Genomic DNA, 15,622 nt, shown 5'->3' with positions numbered 1-15,622 from the left:
GTCGTGGCCCGATACCTGCTCACCCGCGCCTGGCAGTCGGCGCTGACCCTGCTGTTGTCGACGATCGTGGTCTTCGTCGGCGTACGGGCGCTCCCCGGCGATCCGGCCCTCGCCCTGGCCGGGGAGGACCGGTCGCCGGAGGCCCTGGAGGCCATCCGTCGGCACTACGGGCTGGACCAGCCGCTGCCGGTGCAGTTCGCCCAGTACGTGGAGCGCATGGCGCAGGGCGACTTCGGGGTGTCCATCCGCACCGGCACCCCGGTCTCCTCGATGCTCACGACAGCCCTGCCGGTGACCGTCGAGCTGTCCGTCCTGGCGATCCTCATCGCGGCGGCGCTCGGCGTCGGCGCCGGGGTGCTCGCGGCCGTCCGTCGTGGCCGTCCGGCGGAGTGGCTCGCCAACGGTCTGGCCCTGATCGGCCTGTCCGTGCCGCACTTCTGGCTCGGGCTGCTGGCGATCCTCTACCTGTCCGTGGCGACCGGGCTCTTCCCCGCCTCCGGCTTCGTGCCGATCCTGGAGGACCCGGTGGACAACCTGCACCACATCGTCCTGCCGGCGGTGATCCTCGGCACCGGCCTGGCCGCCATCATCATGCGGCAGACCCGCTCGGCGATGCTGGACTCGCTCTCCTCCGACTACGTACGGACGGCGAAGGCCAAGGGCCTGCGACCGCGCGCCGTCATCACCCGGCACGCCCTGCGGAACAGCCTCATCGTGGTGGTGACCGTCGTGGGTCTCCAACTCGGCGGGCTGATCTCGGGCGCAGTCGTCACCGAACAGATCTTCGGGCTGCCGGGCTTCGGCAAGATGACCATCGACGCGGTGTTCCAGCGGGACTACCCGGTGATCCAGGCCGTCGTCCTGCTCACCGCGGCGGCCTACATCGTGATCAACTTCTTCGTGGACCTGCTCTACTCGGTCATCGATCCACGCATCCGGGTGACGGGAGATCCGGCATGACCGTCCTCACCGTACCGATGGCGGAGACCGGCACCGCCGATATCACCCGGCGTACCCGGGTGTTGCGGCGGCTGCGGCGCAACCCGCTCGCCGTGGTGAGCTTCGTCGTCCTCGCGCTGGCGGGTGTCATAGCGCTGCTCTCGCCCTGGCTCGCGCCCTACTCGGTCGACCAGACCGACTTCGCCCGTACGTTCGCACCTCCCGGCACCGCCGGGCACCTGCTGGGCACCGACGACCTCGGCCGGGACGTCCTCTCCCGCATCATGCTCGGCGCTCGGGCGTCGCTGCAGGTCGGACTCCTGGCGGTGGCCACGTCGCTGGTGATCGGGGTGCCGCTCGGGCTGGCGGCCGGCTACTTCCGGGCCTGGGACGCGGTGATCTCGCGCTTCACCGACCTGCTGCTGGCGTTTCCGTTTCTGATCATGGCGGTGGGGTTGGCCGCCATCCGGGGCGCGAGTCTCGGCAACGCCGCGGTGGCCATCGGCATCGCCCAGATCCCCGGGGTGATCAGGGTCGTCCGCTCGGACACGCTGCGCCTCAAGTCGCTGGACTTCGTCGCGGCGGCGGTCGTGGACGGCGCGAGTGACCTGTGGGTGCTTGCCCGGCACATCCTGCCGAACGCGACCTCGGTGATCCTGGTGCAGGCCACTGTCGCCATCCCGGCCGCGATCCTCGGCGAGGCGGTGCTGTCCTTCCTCGGTCTCGGCATCCAGCCCCCGGCGCCCAGCCTCGGCACCATGCTGGCGACCGCCCAGCAGTTCGCCGCCCGCGCACCGTGGGCCGCCGTCTTCCCCGGCGTGGTGATCATGGGTCTGGCGCTGGCGTTCAACGTCTTCGGTGACGCCCTGCGCGACGCCCTCGACCCGAAGGGAGACCGGCGATGACCACCGCCTCCGCGCCCGTGCTGGAGATCCGCGACCTGTCGGTGTCGTTTCCGACCGAGACCGGCACCGTCTCGGCGGTCGACGGAGTCAGCCTGGACCTCGCAGCCGGAGAGATCGTCGGGATGGTGGGCGAGTCGGGGTGCGGAAAGAGCGTCACCGCGATGAGTCTCGCCGGGCTGCTCCCGGGCAGCGCCCGGGTCACCGGATCGGTGCGCCTGGACGGCACCCAGTTGGTCGGGGCCCGTGAGTCGGCCCTGCGGCGGGTCCGGGGCCGGGAGATCGCCTACATCTTCCAGGAACCGATGACGTCGTTGAACCCGGTCCTCACCGTCGGACGGCAGATCGGCGAGGTGCTCCAGGTCCACGAACGGATGTCCCGGCGGGCGGCGCGGGCCCGCGCCGTCGAGCTGTTGACGCTCGTCGGGATCCCGTCCGCCGCCCAGCGGGTCGACAACTATCCGCACCAACTCTCCGGCGGCATGCGGCAGCGCGTGATGATCGCGATGGCGGTGGCCTGCGGTCCGAAGGTGCTCGTGGCCGACGAGCCGACCACCGCGCTGGACGTCACCGTCCAGGCCGGCATCCTCCAGGTGCTGCGGGACCTGCGCGACCGGCTCGGCACGAGCGTCCTCATCATCACCCACGACCTCGGCGTGATCGCCGACATCGCGGACCGCGTCGTCGTCATGTACGCGGGCCGGGTGGTGGAACGGGCGCCGGTGGACGACCTGTTCGCCCACCCACGGCACCGGTACACGGCCGGGCTCCTGTCGGCGTCACCGCAGCCGGGCAGGCACGCCGGCACCGACCGGTTGACCGAGATCCCCGGGCTGGTGCCCGTCCTGGCCAGCCAACCCGACGCCTGCACCTTCGCGGACCGGTGCCCGGCCGCCGACGAGCAGTGCCGGGCGGCAGCCCCGCCGTTGGAGGATGTCGGTGGCACCGACCACGTCGCTGCCTGTTGGCACCCCTGCAGCACAGCACCGACGGCAGCTCAGGAGGCGAACCGATGACGCCGCAGCCGAACGCCCTGGAGATCGCGGACCTGGTGATGCACTTCGGCCCGGTGCGTGCCGTGGACGGGGTGTCCCTGACCATCCCGCGGGGCCGGGTCACGGCCCTGGTGGGGGAGAGCGGTTCCGGGAAGTCCACAGTGGGCCGATGCGTGGTGCGGCTCGTCGAACCGACAGCGGGAACTGTCCGGATCGCTGGCACCGACGTCACCCACCTCTCCCGACGGCGACTGCGTCCCCATCGCGGCGCGGTGTCGATCGTCTTCCAGGACCCGGCCGCGTCACTGGACCCGCGCATGCTGGTGGGCGAGATCGTGGCCGAACCGCTGCGGCTGGCCGGCAAGCGGATCTCCCGGCGCGAGCGGGACGCCCGCGTCGCCCCCCAACTCGAACGGGTGGGCCTGCGCGCCGAGGTGGCCCGTCGCTACCCCCACGAGTTGTCCGGCGGGCAACGCCAACGGGTCAGCATCGCGCGGGCCCTGATCTCCGAGCCCATGCTGCTCATCGCTGACGAACCCACCAGCGCACTCGACGTGTCAGTGCAGGCGTCGGTGCTCAACCTCCTCGCCGACCTGCAACGCGACATCGGGTTCGCCTGTCTCTTCATCACCCACGACCTCTCCGCCGTCGAGTACCTGGCCGACGACATCGCTGTCATGTACCTGGGTCAACTCGTCGAGACCGGCAGCCGCGAGCGGATCTTCGCCCGGCCCGCCCACCCGTACACGCAGGCACTGCTCTCCGCCGCGCCGGTGGCCGACCCGGTGCGTCAGCGCCTCCGTCAGCCGGTGCTGCTCGGCGACGACCTGCCGTCCGCGCTCGACCCGCCGTCCGGCTGCCGGTTCCGGACCCGGTGCCCGCTCGCCTTCGACAGGTGCGCGACGGAGGTGCCGGCGCAGACCGCCATCGCCGACGGGATGGCCGCGTGCCACCTGGTCCGGTCGGACGGCACCGGTCCCGACGTTCGTACCGCAGATCCCAGTGAGGTGTTGTCATGACGTTCACCACCCGACCCACGTTGCAGGGCACCTTCGGCATGGTGTCCTCCACCCACTGGCTCGCCAGCCAGTCGGCGATGGGCATCCTGGAGCGCGGGGGCAACGCCTTCGACGCCGCTGTCACCGCCGGTTTCGTCCTGCACGTCGTCGAGCCGCACCTGAACGGGCCGGGCGGCGAGGTGCCGGCCATCGTGGCCACCGCACGGGATCCCCGACCGAAGGTGCTGTGCGGGCAGGGACCGGCACCGGCCGGCGCCACCATCGCGCACTTCCGGTCCCTCGGGATGGACCTCATCCCGGGCGCCGGGCCGCTCGCGGCGGCCGTACCCGGCGCGGTGGACGCCTGGCTCCTGCTGCTGCGCGAGCACGGCACGCTCACCCTCGCTGAGGTGTTGGAGCCGGCGATCGGCTACGCCGGCGCCGGGCACCCGTTGGTGGGCCGGGTCGGTGACACGGTGGCGGCCGTCCGGTCGTTGTTCGAGGAACACTGGCCCACCTCGGCAGCGCTCTGGCTGCGCGGCGGCCGGCCACCGGCCGCGGGGGAGTTGGTCACCAACCCGGCGTACGCGGACACCCTGCGCCGACTCGTCGAGGCGGGACGGGCGGCCGGCGTCGATCGGGAGGCCCAGATCGAAGCCGCACGTCGGGCCTGGAGCACGGGTTTCGTCGCCGAGGCGATCGACGCGTTCAGCCGGCTACCGTTCCAGGACTCCAGTGGCAGCCCGCACGCCGGGCTGGTCACCGGCGACGACCTGGCCGCGTACTCGGCGAGCTGGGAGCCGCCCGCCACCCTTGACTGGCAGGGCTACTCGGTGGCGAAGACCGGTTTCTGGGGCCAGGGCCCGGTGCTGCTGGAGTCACTGGCCACCCTGGATGCCCTCGACGACCCGGGCGCGTACGACCCGACGACCGCGGCGGGTGTGCACGCCCAGGTCGAGGCGCTCAAGCTCGCCTTCGCCGACCGGGAGGCCTGGTACGGCGACGGGGCCGACGTGCCCGCCAAGGCGCTGCTCTCGCCGCAGTACGCGCGGGAGCGGGCCGCCCTGATCGGCGAACGCGCGTCGGCGGAGTTGCGGCCGGGGCGTCCGGACGGGGCGCAGCCGCGCCTGCCGGCGCACGTCCGACAGGGTGCCGGGCGGCGTACCGGGCCGACGGATGCCACAACGGGAGAGCCGACGGTGCAGTCGGACGGGGTGACCCGGGGCGACACGTGTCACGTGGACGTGGTCGACCGCTGGGGCAACATGATCTCCGCGACGCCCAGCGGTGGCTGGTTGCAGAGTTCTCCGACGATTCCGGAGCTGGGCTTTCCGCTGGGCAGCAGGTTGCAGATGTTCTGGCTGGAGGAGGGGCTCGCCTCGTCGCTGGCGCCGGGCCGCCGCCCGCGTACGACGTTGAGCCCGACGATGGTGCACCGCGACGGCGAGCCGGTGCTGGCCTGCGGCACCCCCGGTGGCGACCAGCAGGACCAGTGGCAGTTGCCGTTCCTGCTGCGGCACCTCGTCGGTGGGCAGAGCCTTCAGGAGGCCATCGACGCGCCGGCGTGGCACACGGTCAGCCTGCCGGGGTCGTTCTATCCCCGCGACATGGAGCCCGGTGTCCTGGTGGTGGAGGAACGGCTCGACGAGGGCGTGCTGGCGGCCCTGCGGGCGTACGGGCACGAGGTGCGGGTCACCGACGGGTGGAGCCTCGGTCGGCTCTGCGCGGTGACCCGTGACCCGGCGACGGGAGTGCTGGCGGCCGGTGCGAACCCCCGGGGGATGCAGGGCTACGCGTGCGGCCGGTAGTGGGTGCCGCAGCCGCACGCCCGTCAGCGGGTGCCGTAGCCGCCTTCGGCGTTCTCGTACGCCGCGGCGGAAGCCGCGCCGAGGTGGTCGAGCGCGGCCCGCTCGGCGCGGTCACCGTCGCCCGACTCGATGGCGTCGACGAGTTGGATGTGCTCGGCCCAGGAGTGTGGCGCGCGTTCGGCCGCCCCGAGCCGGAAGACCCACTGGACATGGAGGTAGAGCGACTTGGCGATCGACGACAGCCAGGGGTTTCCGCTGATCTGGAGGATGCGCAGGTGCAGCGTGCTGTTCAGTTCGGCGACCCGGGCCAGGTCGTGGCGCTGTGTCGCCTCGCGGCCCTGGTCGAGCAGGGCACGCAGGGACGCCACGTCGGCAGCAGTGGCCCGCTCGGCGGCCAGCCGGGCGGCCAGCGTCTCCAGGCGCTCGCGCACGGCGAACATGTCGGTGATGGTCCCGCTGCTCGGTGAGGCGACCACCGCTCCCCGGCGGGGGAGGATCACGACGAACCCCTCCGCCTCGGCGACGCGCAGCGCCTCCCGGACGGGGTTGCGGGAGACGCCGAAGTCCTCGGCGAGCCGGTCCTCGGTCAGCCGTTCCCCGGGCAGGTAGTCGCCGTCGATGATGGCGGTCCGCAGCGCGCCGAGGACCTGATCGCGCAGCGGCAGGTGTTGCGCGCCGAGCTTGTCCCGTAGGTCTTCAGCCACCTGGTCGCCTCTCCGTGAACGTGTCCGGACAAAGTGTATACGAAGAACAATTACTGGAAGGTGGCCGACAGTGTCGAGCACAGCGCCCCGCGTCACCCGCCCCCGCGCCGCCCCGCGCCGAAACGAGCGCCTGCTGCGGCGACGGCAGGCGCTCGTCGTCGTCCTCACCTTCCTCACCGGGAGCGCCGACGCTCTCGGGTTCCTCGCCCTCGGCGGCGCCTTCGCCAGCGTGATGACCGGCAACATGGTCCTGCTCGGGCTCTCGGCCGGCCGGGGCGAGGCCGACCTGGCGCTGACGTCGGGCTGCGCCATCGTCAGCTTCATCGTCGGTGTCCTCGCCGGCGCCCGCGTCGTCGGCTCGGCACAGCCCGACGATCCGGTCTGGCCCCGGCGGGTCACCTGGGCGCTGGTCCTGGAGCTGTCGGTGTTCGTCGTGTTCGCCGTCGTCTGGGAGATCACGCTGCACACGCCCGACGCGGGTGTCCACCTGGCGCTGCTGATGCTGTCAGCTGTCGCGCTGGGCGTGCAGAGCAGTGCCATCCAACGCTTCGGCGTGTCCGGCCTGTCCTCCACGTACCTGACCGGCACGCTCACCAGCCTGATCGCCGGGGTCGCCGCGCGCAGCCCGTGGGCCAGCCTGCGCCCCAAGGCCCAGGTGCTGTTGGCCCTCATGGTCGGCGCGGCGGTCGGCGCCCTTGTCGCCCTGCACCTGCCTGTCGTCGCCCCGGCCCTGCTGATCGTGCCGCTGGTGCTCGTCATCGCCGTGTCCGCCCGGATGCGGGCCTGAGCGTCAGACGCCGCGAGCGAACAGGGCCAGGCGTACCCGGTTGGGGCTGTCGGTCTTGGCCATCAGGCTGGTGATGTGGGTCTTGACGGTGGTGACACCGATGTGGAGCTGGTCGGCGATCTCGGTGTTGGACAGGCCCTCGGCGACCAGGTCGAGCACGTCGCGTTCCCGGGCGGTCAGGCCCGGCAGCGTCGGTGGTGACCCGGGGCGGGCGTGCACCGCGCGCTGCACGAGGCGGCGCAGCACCTCCGGGCTGAACGGGCTGTCACCGACGGCGGCCCTGCGGATGCCGTCCAGCAGCTCGGTCGGCGGCGCGTCCTTGAGCAGGAACCCGCACGCTCCGGCGGTCAGCGCGGGGTAGAGGTGGTCGTCATCGCCGAACGTGGTCAGCACAAGGACGCGCGTGGCGGGGCGGTCGGCGAGGATCCGGCTGGTCGCGGTGATCCCGTCGACACCGGGCATCCGCAGGTCCATGACGACGACGTCGGGAAGGAGCCGCCCGGCCAGCGGGATCGCCTCACGACCGTTGTCGGCCTCCCCGACGACCTCGATGTCGGGTTGGGCGTCGCAGAGCATGCGCAGCCCGGCACGGATGAGGTGCTGGTCGTCGACCAGCAGCACCCGGATCACGCCGGCTCCGGCGCGGGCGACCCGGCCGGGGCCTCCCGCTCGCGGGGCACCGATCCGACCGGCGCGTCGGCGGGCGCGGCGGCCACTGCCGGAAGGACGGTACGCACCCGCCACCCGGTGCCGGTCGGGCCCGCCTCCAACCGGCCGCCGAGGACCTCGACACGTTCGCGCATCCCGGTGATGCCGTGCCCGCCACCGGCCGGCACGCCCGCCGGCACCCCGCCGCGCCCGTTGTCGGTGACCTCCCAGTACACGCAGCCGTCCCGGACGGCCACCACGAGGTGCGCGAGCGCGGACGTCCCCGCGTGTTTGGCCACGTTGGTCAGCGCCTCCTGGGTCAGTCGCAGCACCGCCATGCCGCGCACCGCGTCGAGTGAACCGATCGCCGGGTCGAGGTCGGCCTCCACAGTGACACCCGCCTGCCGGGCCCGGTCGATGGACGCGCCGATCGCCGCCGGCAGCGCGGACGGTTCGATAGCGGTCAGCGCCGCGTCGCCGCGTACCCCGTCGGGGTTGCGCAGCACCGCGACCAGCCGGCGCAGCTCCGCGAGGGCCGAGGTGCCGGTGCCGTGCACGTCGTCGAAGACCTCGCCCACCCGGGGGTCCAGGTCGGTGAGCACGTGCCGGGCGACGCCGACCCGCAGGACCATCGACGCCACGTGGTGCGCGACGACGTCGTGCAGCTCGCGGGCGATGGCGCCGCGTTCGTCGGCGCGGGCCGCACGACTCTCCGACTCGTGCTGGCGTTGCTCGGCCACCGCCCGCTCCACGGCCTGCCGACTCAGCTCCCGGTTGGTGCGGATCACGAGGCCGAGCAGCACCGGCACACCGACCTCCAGGGCCAACCCGACGAGGCCCGAGGCGACCTGGCCGACCGGGTCGCCAACCGAGTCGGTCAGGTCGACCACTACCAGTAGCGCGGCGGACAGCCAGATGGTCCGGGGGCGGCGCGCCCGCATGGTGATCTCGAGCAGGGCCCAACTCGCGCCCACCTGGTTGATGGTGAAGTCGTCGACCAGGCGGATCGCGACCGTCAACAGGGCGGCCTGCGCCAGCAGGTTGACCACGGGCCAGCGGTGCACCGCCAGCCCGACTGTGAACGCGAGGATCGCGAGGATCCACTGTGTCGTCGTGGGCGTGCTGGCGGAGTGCGGGACGACGAGCAGGTAGCCCAGCCCGGCGAGGTCGAGCAGCACCATCCGCACGAGCGTTTCCCGCATGTCGAACAGTCGCCCCGGCCAGCTCACGGTGGTCAGCCTAGGTGCTGCGGGCCGGTGGCGACGGCTGCCGGCCGCCGCCACCGGGTCCGGACCGCGAGGTACGCGGCCAAACCGAGCGGTCCGAGCAGGATGGTCAGCAGCAGCACCGGAGCCATCACCAGCGCCGGCACCCCCCGATCGCGGCTGTCCAACCACGCCCACCGCCCGACGAACAGATCGAACGCGATCATGTGCGCCCAACCCGCCGCGGCCCCGGCGGAGGTGCCGAGCAGGTCGCGCACCCCGGCCAGGGTCGGCGACGCCACTGCCGGCAGCACGTCGCCGAACGCCGGGAGCACCAGCAGCGCGTAGATCACCACGACCGGCAGCACGATCAGCGGCGAGGCGATGATCCGGGCGGTCCACGACCAGCGCGGCAGCAGGATCATCAGCGCCCAGAACGGCGCGGCCACGGCGAACGTCAGGGAGAACAGCGTCGCTGTCACGCGGCCAGCGCCAGTTCCGGGCGACGTCGGCGGGCCAGCACCAGGCCGGTCGCGGTCGCCGTCGCGACCACCAGGGCCGCGACCGCGGCGAGCGTGACCGCGTCGGGCCGCAGCAGCGGCTGCTCGCGCAGGGCCTGCCAGGTCAACAACACGGTGAGTACGCCGTACGCGCCGCCCGCGACGACCAGCAGCCGGGCGCGGGTGCGCTCGTCCCACCGCGCCGCGAACCGGCTCAGCAGGATCGCCAGGATCGGCAACGCCTGGAGGGCGTGCAGCCCCACGAAGTGCCCGATCCGCAGGTCACCGCCGGTGGTGCTCCAGCCGACGATCGGCAACCCCGGCCCACCGTCGGGCACGCCGACGCTGTGCGCCCCACCGATCCCCTCGATCCCCGGGTCCTGCGTCGGCAGCGCCATCGGCACCGCCGCGAGCATGCCCAGCAGGGACAGGCCGAGCCCCCACCCGACGGCGGTCGCGGCGACCCGATCGGGGATCCGCTGGATCAGGACCACGATCCCGATGACGAGGTGCGCGAAGAACAGCACCATGATGGCCGCGCCCATCGCCGCGAACAGCGCGGTGTTCAGCGGGGTGCTGTCGTTGAAGTGGCTGGCCTGCCCGCGTATCACCTGACCAACGATCCACGCGTTCTCGACGACCGCCACCGCGACGATGACGACGACAGCCCTCTCGACGGCCCGGCTGCGTCGCGGCAGCAGGGAGAGCATCCAGGCGAGCGTCGCGCCGTACAGCACGAACGACACAGCGAACTTGAACGGCTTGAGCCAGATCGGCGCCCCGATGAGGACGCGCGGGTCGGCGAGGATGCCGACGACGGCGACGACGCCGAGCACCGCCATCACGGATACCAGGACCATCAGTGGGCGGTTCCAGCGCGTCGCCCGGCGCACAACGGTAGTCATGTCTGTAGATGTTCGTGGCCGCGCCCGCCGATCGCGTCCGACCGCGAGCCCCGGTTGCGGCCGGTGGTCGGAGTGCGCCTCCTCCCTGGGTAGGAGACAAAAGTGGTCGAGGCCGCTCGGTGGTGCTGGCACAATGGCCGGCCTGCCGACCGGACCGGGAGTGACGATGACGACCAACGAGGACCGTGTCCGACCGAACGAGACCACGGTGCCGCTGTTGCACTGCGCGGCCCCGGAGGAGACCCTGGCGTTCTGGCGAGCCCTCGGGTTCGAGGTGGCTTATGAACAACTCAGGCCATATGTGTACCTGGCCCTCACTTGGAGTGGGTTCCAGCTGCACTACGGCCCGGCGCCCAAAGACCTGGACCCGGCGAAGGAGCACTCCGGCGGCTGCCTGGTGATGGTGGACGCGGTGGCGCCGTACCACGCGGCGTTCGCCCAGGCGATGCGCCGCAGCTACGGCAAGGTGCTGGTCAAGGGTCTACCCCGGATGACCCGCTACCGCGCCGGGTCGTCGCGGTTCAGCATCGTCGACCCGTCGGGCAACTCCATCGTCTTCATCCAGCGGGACGAGCCGGAGGACGTGGAGTACGGCGGGTCGAAGGAGCTTGACGGGCTGGCCCGGGTGCTCGACAACGCGCGGATCCTGCGCGAGTTCAAGATGGACGACAGGGCGGCCTACCGGGCGCTCGACTCGGGGATGCGCCGCCGCGCCGAGGACGCCCCGGTGGTCGAGCAGGCGATGGCGCTGGCCGGCCTGATCGAGCTGGCCACCGCGTTGGACAAGGCCGACCGGGTGCCCGAGTGGGGCGCCCGACTCCAGGCGCTGTCCCTGACCCCTGAGCAGCGGACGCAGGTGGCGCAGTACGTCGCCGACCCCACCCTCCTCGAACCGTGGTGGCCCGACCCACGCTGACCCCGGACCTCCCCGCGCCTCATCGGGCTTGCGGCGCTGCGCTGTGGCGGAACAGCGCCGCCACGCCGGCGAGCATGACCAGTAGCAACCCGGTGAACCAGTTCATCGCCGTGCCGGCGGTGACGGCCTGGGTGGCGACGCCGATGCCGACGGACGGCAGGATCATCCCCAGGTAGCCGATGAGGAACAGCCCGGCCAGGGCCTCGCCGCGCTGGGCGGGTGCGGCCATCGCCGCGACGGCGCCGACTGCGGCCTTGAAGAGCACGCCGGCGCCGATGCCGGCGACCACCCCGCCGACCAGGAACACCGGGAGGCTGGCGGTGTGCATCCCCACCAGCAGGACGGGCACGCCGAAGGCCTGGGCGAGCAGCCCCAGGCGCACCTTCGCCGGGGCGGCCAGCCGGCTGGTGAGGGTCTGCGCCACTGCCGCACCGCCGAACACGGCGAACACGATCGCGCCGGCCAGGGCCCGCGACGGAAGGTGCAGGGCACCCGCGACGAAACCCGGGGCGACAGAGGTGAACAGGCCGAACACGGCGAAGGAGGCGAACCCGGCGGCTGCCGCGGCCAGGTAGCCGGCCCGGTCCCCGTGGTCGGCGCTGATCCGCTGGGGCCGGTAGGTGGGCTTGACCAGCCGCTCCTCGACGGTCTCCGGGGTCAGGGCGACCGCCACGATGCTCGCCGCCAACAGGACGGCGAACACCAGGTACGGCGTACGCAGCGGCGCGTCGACGTACTGGGCGAGGACGCCGGCGACCAACGCGCCCACGCCCAGCCCGCCGATGTTGGCGGCGGTGGAGACCATCTCGAAGCGCTGGCGGGACGAGCCGGGCCGGTGTGCGGCGTGCAGCTCCTGGAGGTATGCGGTGGCGGTCGCGGTGATCAGGCCGATGCCCAGCCCGCTCACCAGCCGGGCGACCAGCAGCACCGGCAGGGACGGGTCACCCAGGAACAGGGCGGCGGCCACCAGCTCCAACGCCAACGCGGGAATGAGGATCTTCTTGCGGCCGACCCAGTCCGAGACGTGACCGGCGAGCAGCAGGCTGATCACCACGCCCACCGCGTAGACCGCGAAGACGATGGTGCCCATGAACGTGGAGAAACCGTCCCGCGCCATGTAGAGCGGGTAGAGCGGGGCAGGCACTGTGCAGAACGCCATAGCGGTCAGGAACGCCAGGGCGATCGCCCAGAAGCCACGGCCGTGCCGGCGGGACGAGCCGTCGCGGTGGTCGGACGTGGTGGGGCGGGGTGTCAGTGTCGACAAGGACATGAGCCCACTCTTGCCTCGCCCAAGCATCAGGTCCAACGAAAGTTGATGTTCGCGACGATCGCGATCGGTGATACTTGGTGGTGTGGAGCTCCGCCAACTTGAGTACTTCGTCGCCGTGGCCGAGGAACAGAACTTCACCCGCGCCGCCGCCCGCCTGCACGTCGTCCAGTCCGCCGTCTCCGCCGCGGTCAAGACCCTCGAACGCGAACTGGGCGCGTCACTGCTGGACCGCAACTCCAAGCGCGTACGCCTCACCGACGCCGGTGCCGCTCTCCTGCCGCGCGCCCGGATCGCCCTCGACGCGGCCCGCGATGCCCGCGACGCGGTCGCCGAGGTGCACGGCGGCCTGCGCGGCACCCTGCGCATCGGCACGATGACCTCGATCAGACTCCTTCACCTGCCGGCCCTGCTCGGCGAGTTCCACCGCCGGCACCCCGGAGTGCTGCTGCACACCAGCGTCGCCCCGCACGGCTCCCAGGGGCTCATCGACGCCCTCGCGGAACGCCGCCTCGACCTCGCGTTCGTCTCGCTGCCCGGCACACCTCCTGCGGAGATCCACCTCACCGAGCTGGCCAGCTCGGTCCTCGATCTCGTCGTCCCGGACGACCACCCGCTGGCGACCCGCGAGGCGGTCACCCTCGCCGACATCGCCGGGTTGGACTTCATCGACTCCCCGGTCGGCTACGGCAACCGGGCCGTTACCGACAGGGCGTTCGCGGCCGCCGGTCTGTCCCGGCGCGTCACGATCGAGATCCCCGACATCGCCACCGGCGCCGACCACGTGCGGCACGGGCTCGGCATCGCGCTGCTGCCCCGCTTCGCCGTCGCCGACGACCACGGGGTGCGCCTACTGAGCGTCACCGGCGCCGACCTGAACTGGACAGCCTCGCTTGCCACCCCGGTGGACCGCCCGGTCGGGGCCGCCGCCCGTGCGCTGATCAGCCTGACCGCCGAGTTCCTGCCCTGACGACCTGCTCGGCTGGCCTGGCTGGTCGATGTCCGGGTCCTCGGCAACGAGCAACCGAACCAACTCCGGAGTCCGGTAGCGCACCGCCTGGGACGTCGGTTCGGACATCGTCACGAGGTGTGCGTCGGCGAGCTGTTCGAGCACCAGCTCCACACCGGTTTCGGCCAGCCCCAGCGGTCGGGCGAGCGGTCCGGCCGGGATCCCCGCCGCGCCGGCCGCGCTGACCAGGTGCAGGGCTCGTCGTTGCAGCGCACCCACCGCGCGGTAGGACACCGCGACGCGCGCACGGACCGACAGGTCGTCAAGCACCAGTTCGTCGAGGTGCCGGCGCTCGTCGCGCAGCGCGAGCGCGAGTCTGCGGATCATGGCCGGTGGGCGTCCGGCCAGGCGGCCGGCGGTGATCAGCAGCGCCAGCGGCAGACCCGCGCAGGACGCGACAACCGAACGGGTCGACTCGTCAGCGCTGACCAGACCGGTCCTGGTGCGGAACATCAGCTCGGCTGCGACCGGATCAAGCGGGCCGAGGTCGACGCGGTGCACGTCCGTGAGCCCGGCCAGTCGATGAAGGCTGGTCACGATGACAGTGCACGCCGCGTCGCCCGGCAGCAACGCCCGGATCTGCGCCAGGTCGGTCGCGTCGTCCAGGATGAGCAGCGCGCGACTCTCGGCGAGACAGCCGCGCAGCAACGCGTGCCGGTCGGCGGGCAGTACGGGGAGCCGCTCCCCGGTCACCCCGAAGGCGTGCAGCAGACGGATCACCACCGGGTCCAGCGCATCGGCGACGGTGTCCTGCGGTGGCCGAGGCGATGCCGGCACCGGTCCACCAAGGTCGACGAAGAGGTGGGCACCGTGCCCGGCCGGGCGTAGCAGGTGGGCGAGGTGGATCGCGAGGGCGGTCTTGCCGACACCGGCCGGTCCCACGACGACCGCGACCCGACAGCGGCCGGGGACCACCGGCGAATGGCTCAGCGCGTCGAGCAGCCCGCGTACCGTCGTTTCCCGACCGAACAGCACGGGCAGGTCGGCCGGTAGTTGCCGCAGCGGGCCGGCCGGTCCGACGACCGACACCCGTTCACGCCTCGCTGTGGACTCGTGCGGCGGGGTCATCTCCGGCTCGCGCCGCAGCACCGCCCGGTACAGGGCGGTCAGGTCGGCGCCCGGCTCCATGCCGAACCCCTCCACCAACGCCGTCCGGGCCGCGCGGTAGGTCGCGACCGCGCCGGTGGTGTCCCCGCCGCGAGCACAGGCGGCCATCAGCTGGCCCCAGGCCCGCTCCCGTCCCGGATGCTGCCCGACGAAACCCTGGAGTAGCTCCCGGACCGCGCCGAACCGCTCGGTTCGCAGCAGGACCTCGGCGTACCCCTCGGTCGCCTCCACCCACCGGTTGTGCAGGAGCACCGCCCAGCCGGACAGCACCGGCCCCTGCGGCACGTTCAGCAGAGGAACGCCCCGGTAGGCCTGCGTCGCGTGGTGCAGATGCCATGTCGCCGACGCCAGATCGGCGTCGGTCAGTGCCCGAAGGCCAGCCGCCACGTCCCGTTCGAAGGTCACCACGTCGAGTGCCAGCGGTGTGTCGTCCACCAGCCGCAGCGCCCACCCGGCCCCGTTGCGGACCAGCTGACCGCCCGCGCCGGTGACCCGGGCCAGCCAGCTCCGCAACCCCCACGCGTAGGTTCGCAGGTTCACCGCGGCGGACTGGGGTGGGGCGCTCGGCCACAACTCCGCCATCACCCGGTCCCGGCTGACCATCCGCTTCCCGTCCATCAGCAGCAGGGCCAGCAGGGAGCGTTGCCGCCCGGACGGCAGCACCACCGCCTCGCCATCGACAACCACCCGCATCGTGCCGAGCAACTCGACCGACAGACCCATTACCCCACCCGCCCCCGTGCCTCCCCGGCCGCGAGGCGACGGACTGCCGCCTCACACCCACGCCGGAGATCGTTGGGCCCAGTCTCAGTGCGAGGAGCTCGACGGTCACCGCACCGGGCAGTGCGGAACAGACCCGAACGCCGCGGACGCGCGACTCCCGGCGCATGGGCGGGGCGGCGCGGCCCGGCGCACGGGCACCACGAGTACGG

15 protein-coding genes are annotated in these 15,622 nt (G+C 72.4%); 8 read left to right on the top strand and 7 right to left on the bottom strand.

Features of this window, described 5'->3' with window-relative positions; genetic code table 11:
- Nucleotides 1-3: 3 nt before the first annotated feature.
- From AB0C20_RS00830 to AB0C20_RS00810, 5 genes are read left to right on the top strand one after another with little or no spacing between them, the layout of a single operon-like run.
- The gene (locus AB0C20_RS00830) at nucleotides 4-960 is read left to right on the top strand and encodes an ABC transporter permease (protein ID WP_091399352.1); all 957 of its coding nucleotides are present in this window, start codon (nucleotides 4-6) and stop codon (nucleotides 958-960) included.
- Nucleotides 957-1,844 carry an ABC transporter permease gene (locus AB0C20_RS00825; protein ID WP_357566929.1) on the top strand — a complete coding sequence of 296 codons (888 nt, stop codon included), beginning with the start codon at nucleotides 957-959 and terminating at the stop codon, nucleotides 1,842-1,844. The genes AB0C20_RS00830 and AB0C20_RS00825 overlap by 4 nt, the downstream gene beginning before the upstream one ends.
- The gene (locus tag AB0C20_RS00820) at nucleotides 1,841-2,857 is read left to right on the top strand and encodes an ABC transporter ATP-binding protein (RefSeq protein ID WP_357179948.1); all 1,017 of its coding nucleotides are present in this window, start codon (nucleotides 1,841-1,843) and stop codon (nucleotides 2,855-2,857) included. The genes AB0C20_RS00825 and AB0C20_RS00820 overlap by 4 nt, the downstream gene beginning before the upstream one ends.
- Complete coding sequence (locus AB0C20_RS00815) at nucleotides 2,854-3,855, top strand: oligopeptide/dipeptide ABC transporter ATP-binding protein (protein WP_357179951.1); 1,002 nt, start codon at nucleotides 2,854-2,856, stop codon at nucleotides 3,853-3,855. The genes AB0C20_RS00820 and AB0C20_RS00815 overlap by 4 nt, the downstream gene beginning before the upstream one ends.
- Nucleotides 3,852-5,642, top strand: a complete 1,791-nt coding sequence (locus tag AB0C20_RS00810; protein ID WP_357566928.1) for a gamma-glutamyltransferase family protein — start codon at nucleotides 3,852-3,854, stop codon at nucleotides 5,640-5,642. Before AB0C20_RS00815 ends, AB0C20_RS00810 begins: the two co-directional genes overlap by 4 nt.
- A gap of 23 nt (nucleotides 5,643-5,665) precedes the next feature.
- Here AB0C20_RS00810 and AB0C20_RS00805 read toward each other — a convergent pair whose 3' ends face one another.
- Entirely contained in the window at nucleotides 5,666-6,346 is a 681-nt protein-coding gene (locus AB0C20_RS00805) for a GntR family transcriptional regulator (protein WP_357179957.1), read from the bottom strand.
- Nucleotides 6,347-6,416: 70 nt separating this feature from the next.
- Here AB0C20_RS00805 and AB0C20_RS00800 point away from each other — a divergent pair, with 70 nt between their 5' ends.
- Complete coding sequence (locus AB0C20_RS00800; protein WP_357566927.1) at nucleotides 6,417-7,133, top strand: YoaK family protein; 717 nt, start codon at nucleotides 6,417-6,419, stop codon at nucleotides 7,131-7,133.
- Nucleotides 7,134-7,136: 3 nt separating this feature from the next.
- Here the strand turns inward: AB0C20_RS00800 and AB0C20_RS00795 are convergent, their stop codons facing one another.
- Genes AB0C20_RS00795 through AB0C20_RS00780 form a run of 4 tightly spaced genes read right to left on the bottom strand, consistent with a single transcriptional unit; the run spans nucleotide 7,137 to nucleotide 10,391 of the window.
- Entirely contained in the window at nucleotides 7,137-7,763 is a 627-nt protein-coding gene (locus tag AB0C20_RS00795; RefSeq protein WP_357179963.1) for a response regulator transcription factor, read from the bottom strand.
- A complete protein-coding gene (locus tag AB0C20_RS00790; RefSeq protein ID WP_357179966.1) occupies nucleotides 7,760-9,010 on the bottom strand; it encodes a histidine kinase in 1,251 nt (416 codons plus the stop codon). The genes AB0C20_RS00795 and AB0C20_RS00790 overlap by 4 nt, the downstream gene beginning before the upstream one ends.
- Before the next feature lie 5 nt (nucleotides 9,011-9,015).
- Nucleotides 9,016-9,468, bottom strand: a complete 453-nt coding sequence (locus AB0C20_RS00785) for an ABA4-like family protein (protein ID WP_357179968.1) — start codon at nucleotides 9,466-9,468, stop codon at nucleotides 9,016-9,018.
- Nucleotides 9,465-10,391 (bottom strand): hypothetical protein, encoded by a 927-nt coding sequence (locus AB0C20_RS00780; protein WP_357566926.1) that lies wholly within the window; start codon nucleotides 10,389-10,391, stop codon nucleotides 9,465-9,467. The genes AB0C20_RS00785 and AB0C20_RS00780 overlap by 4 nt, the downstream gene beginning before the upstream one ends.
- A 166-nt stretch (nucleotides 10,392-10,557) precedes the next feature.
- On the opposite strand from AB0C20_RS00780, the gene AB0C20_RS00775 reads away from it, so the two are divergent.
- Nucleotides 10,558-11,307 (top strand): glyoxalase, encoded by a 750-nt coding sequence (locus AB0C20_RS00775; protein WP_357179974.1) that lies wholly within the window; start codon nucleotides 10,558-10,560, stop codon nucleotides 11,305-11,307.
- Nucleotides 11,308-11,326: 19 nt separating this feature from the next.
- Here AB0C20_RS00775 and AB0C20_RS00770 read toward each other — a convergent pair whose 3' ends face one another.
- Nucleotides 11,327-12,577, bottom strand: coding sequence for an MFS transporter (locus AB0C20_RS00770; RefSeq protein ID WP_357566925.1), 1,251 nt, complete (start codon nucleotides 12,575-12,577; stop codon nucleotides 11,327-11,329).
- 82 nt (nucleotides 12,578-12,659) lie between these two features.
- Between AB0C20_RS00770 and AB0C20_RS00765 the strand changes: the two genes are divergently transcribed.
- Nucleotides 12,660-13,544, top strand: a complete 885-nt coding sequence (locus AB0C20_RS00765) for a LysR family transcriptional regulator (RefSeq protein WP_357179980.1) — start codon at nucleotides 12,660-12,662, stop codon at nucleotides 13,542-13,544.
- Here the strand turns inward: AB0C20_RS00765 and AB0C20_RS00760 are convergent.
- A complete protein-coding gene (locus tag AB0C20_RS00760) occupies nucleotides 13,425-15,413 on the bottom strand; it encodes a BTAD domain-containing putative transcriptional regulator (protein WP_357566924.1) in 1,989 nt (662 codons plus the stop codon). The genes AB0C20_RS00765 and AB0C20_RS00760 overlap by 120 nt on opposite strands.
- Nucleotides 15,414-15,622 lie beyond the last annotated feature (209 nt).

The sequence above is a fragment of the Micromonospora sp. NPDC048843 genome, assembly GCF_040649965.1.
GTDB classification, from domain to species: Bacteria; Actinomycetota; Actinomycetes; order Mycobacteriales; family Micromonosporaceae; genus Micromonospora; species Micromonospora hortensis.
Note: the sequence above shows the minus strand (reverse complement) of the source record. Positions and strands in the feature narration are given on the sequence as shown.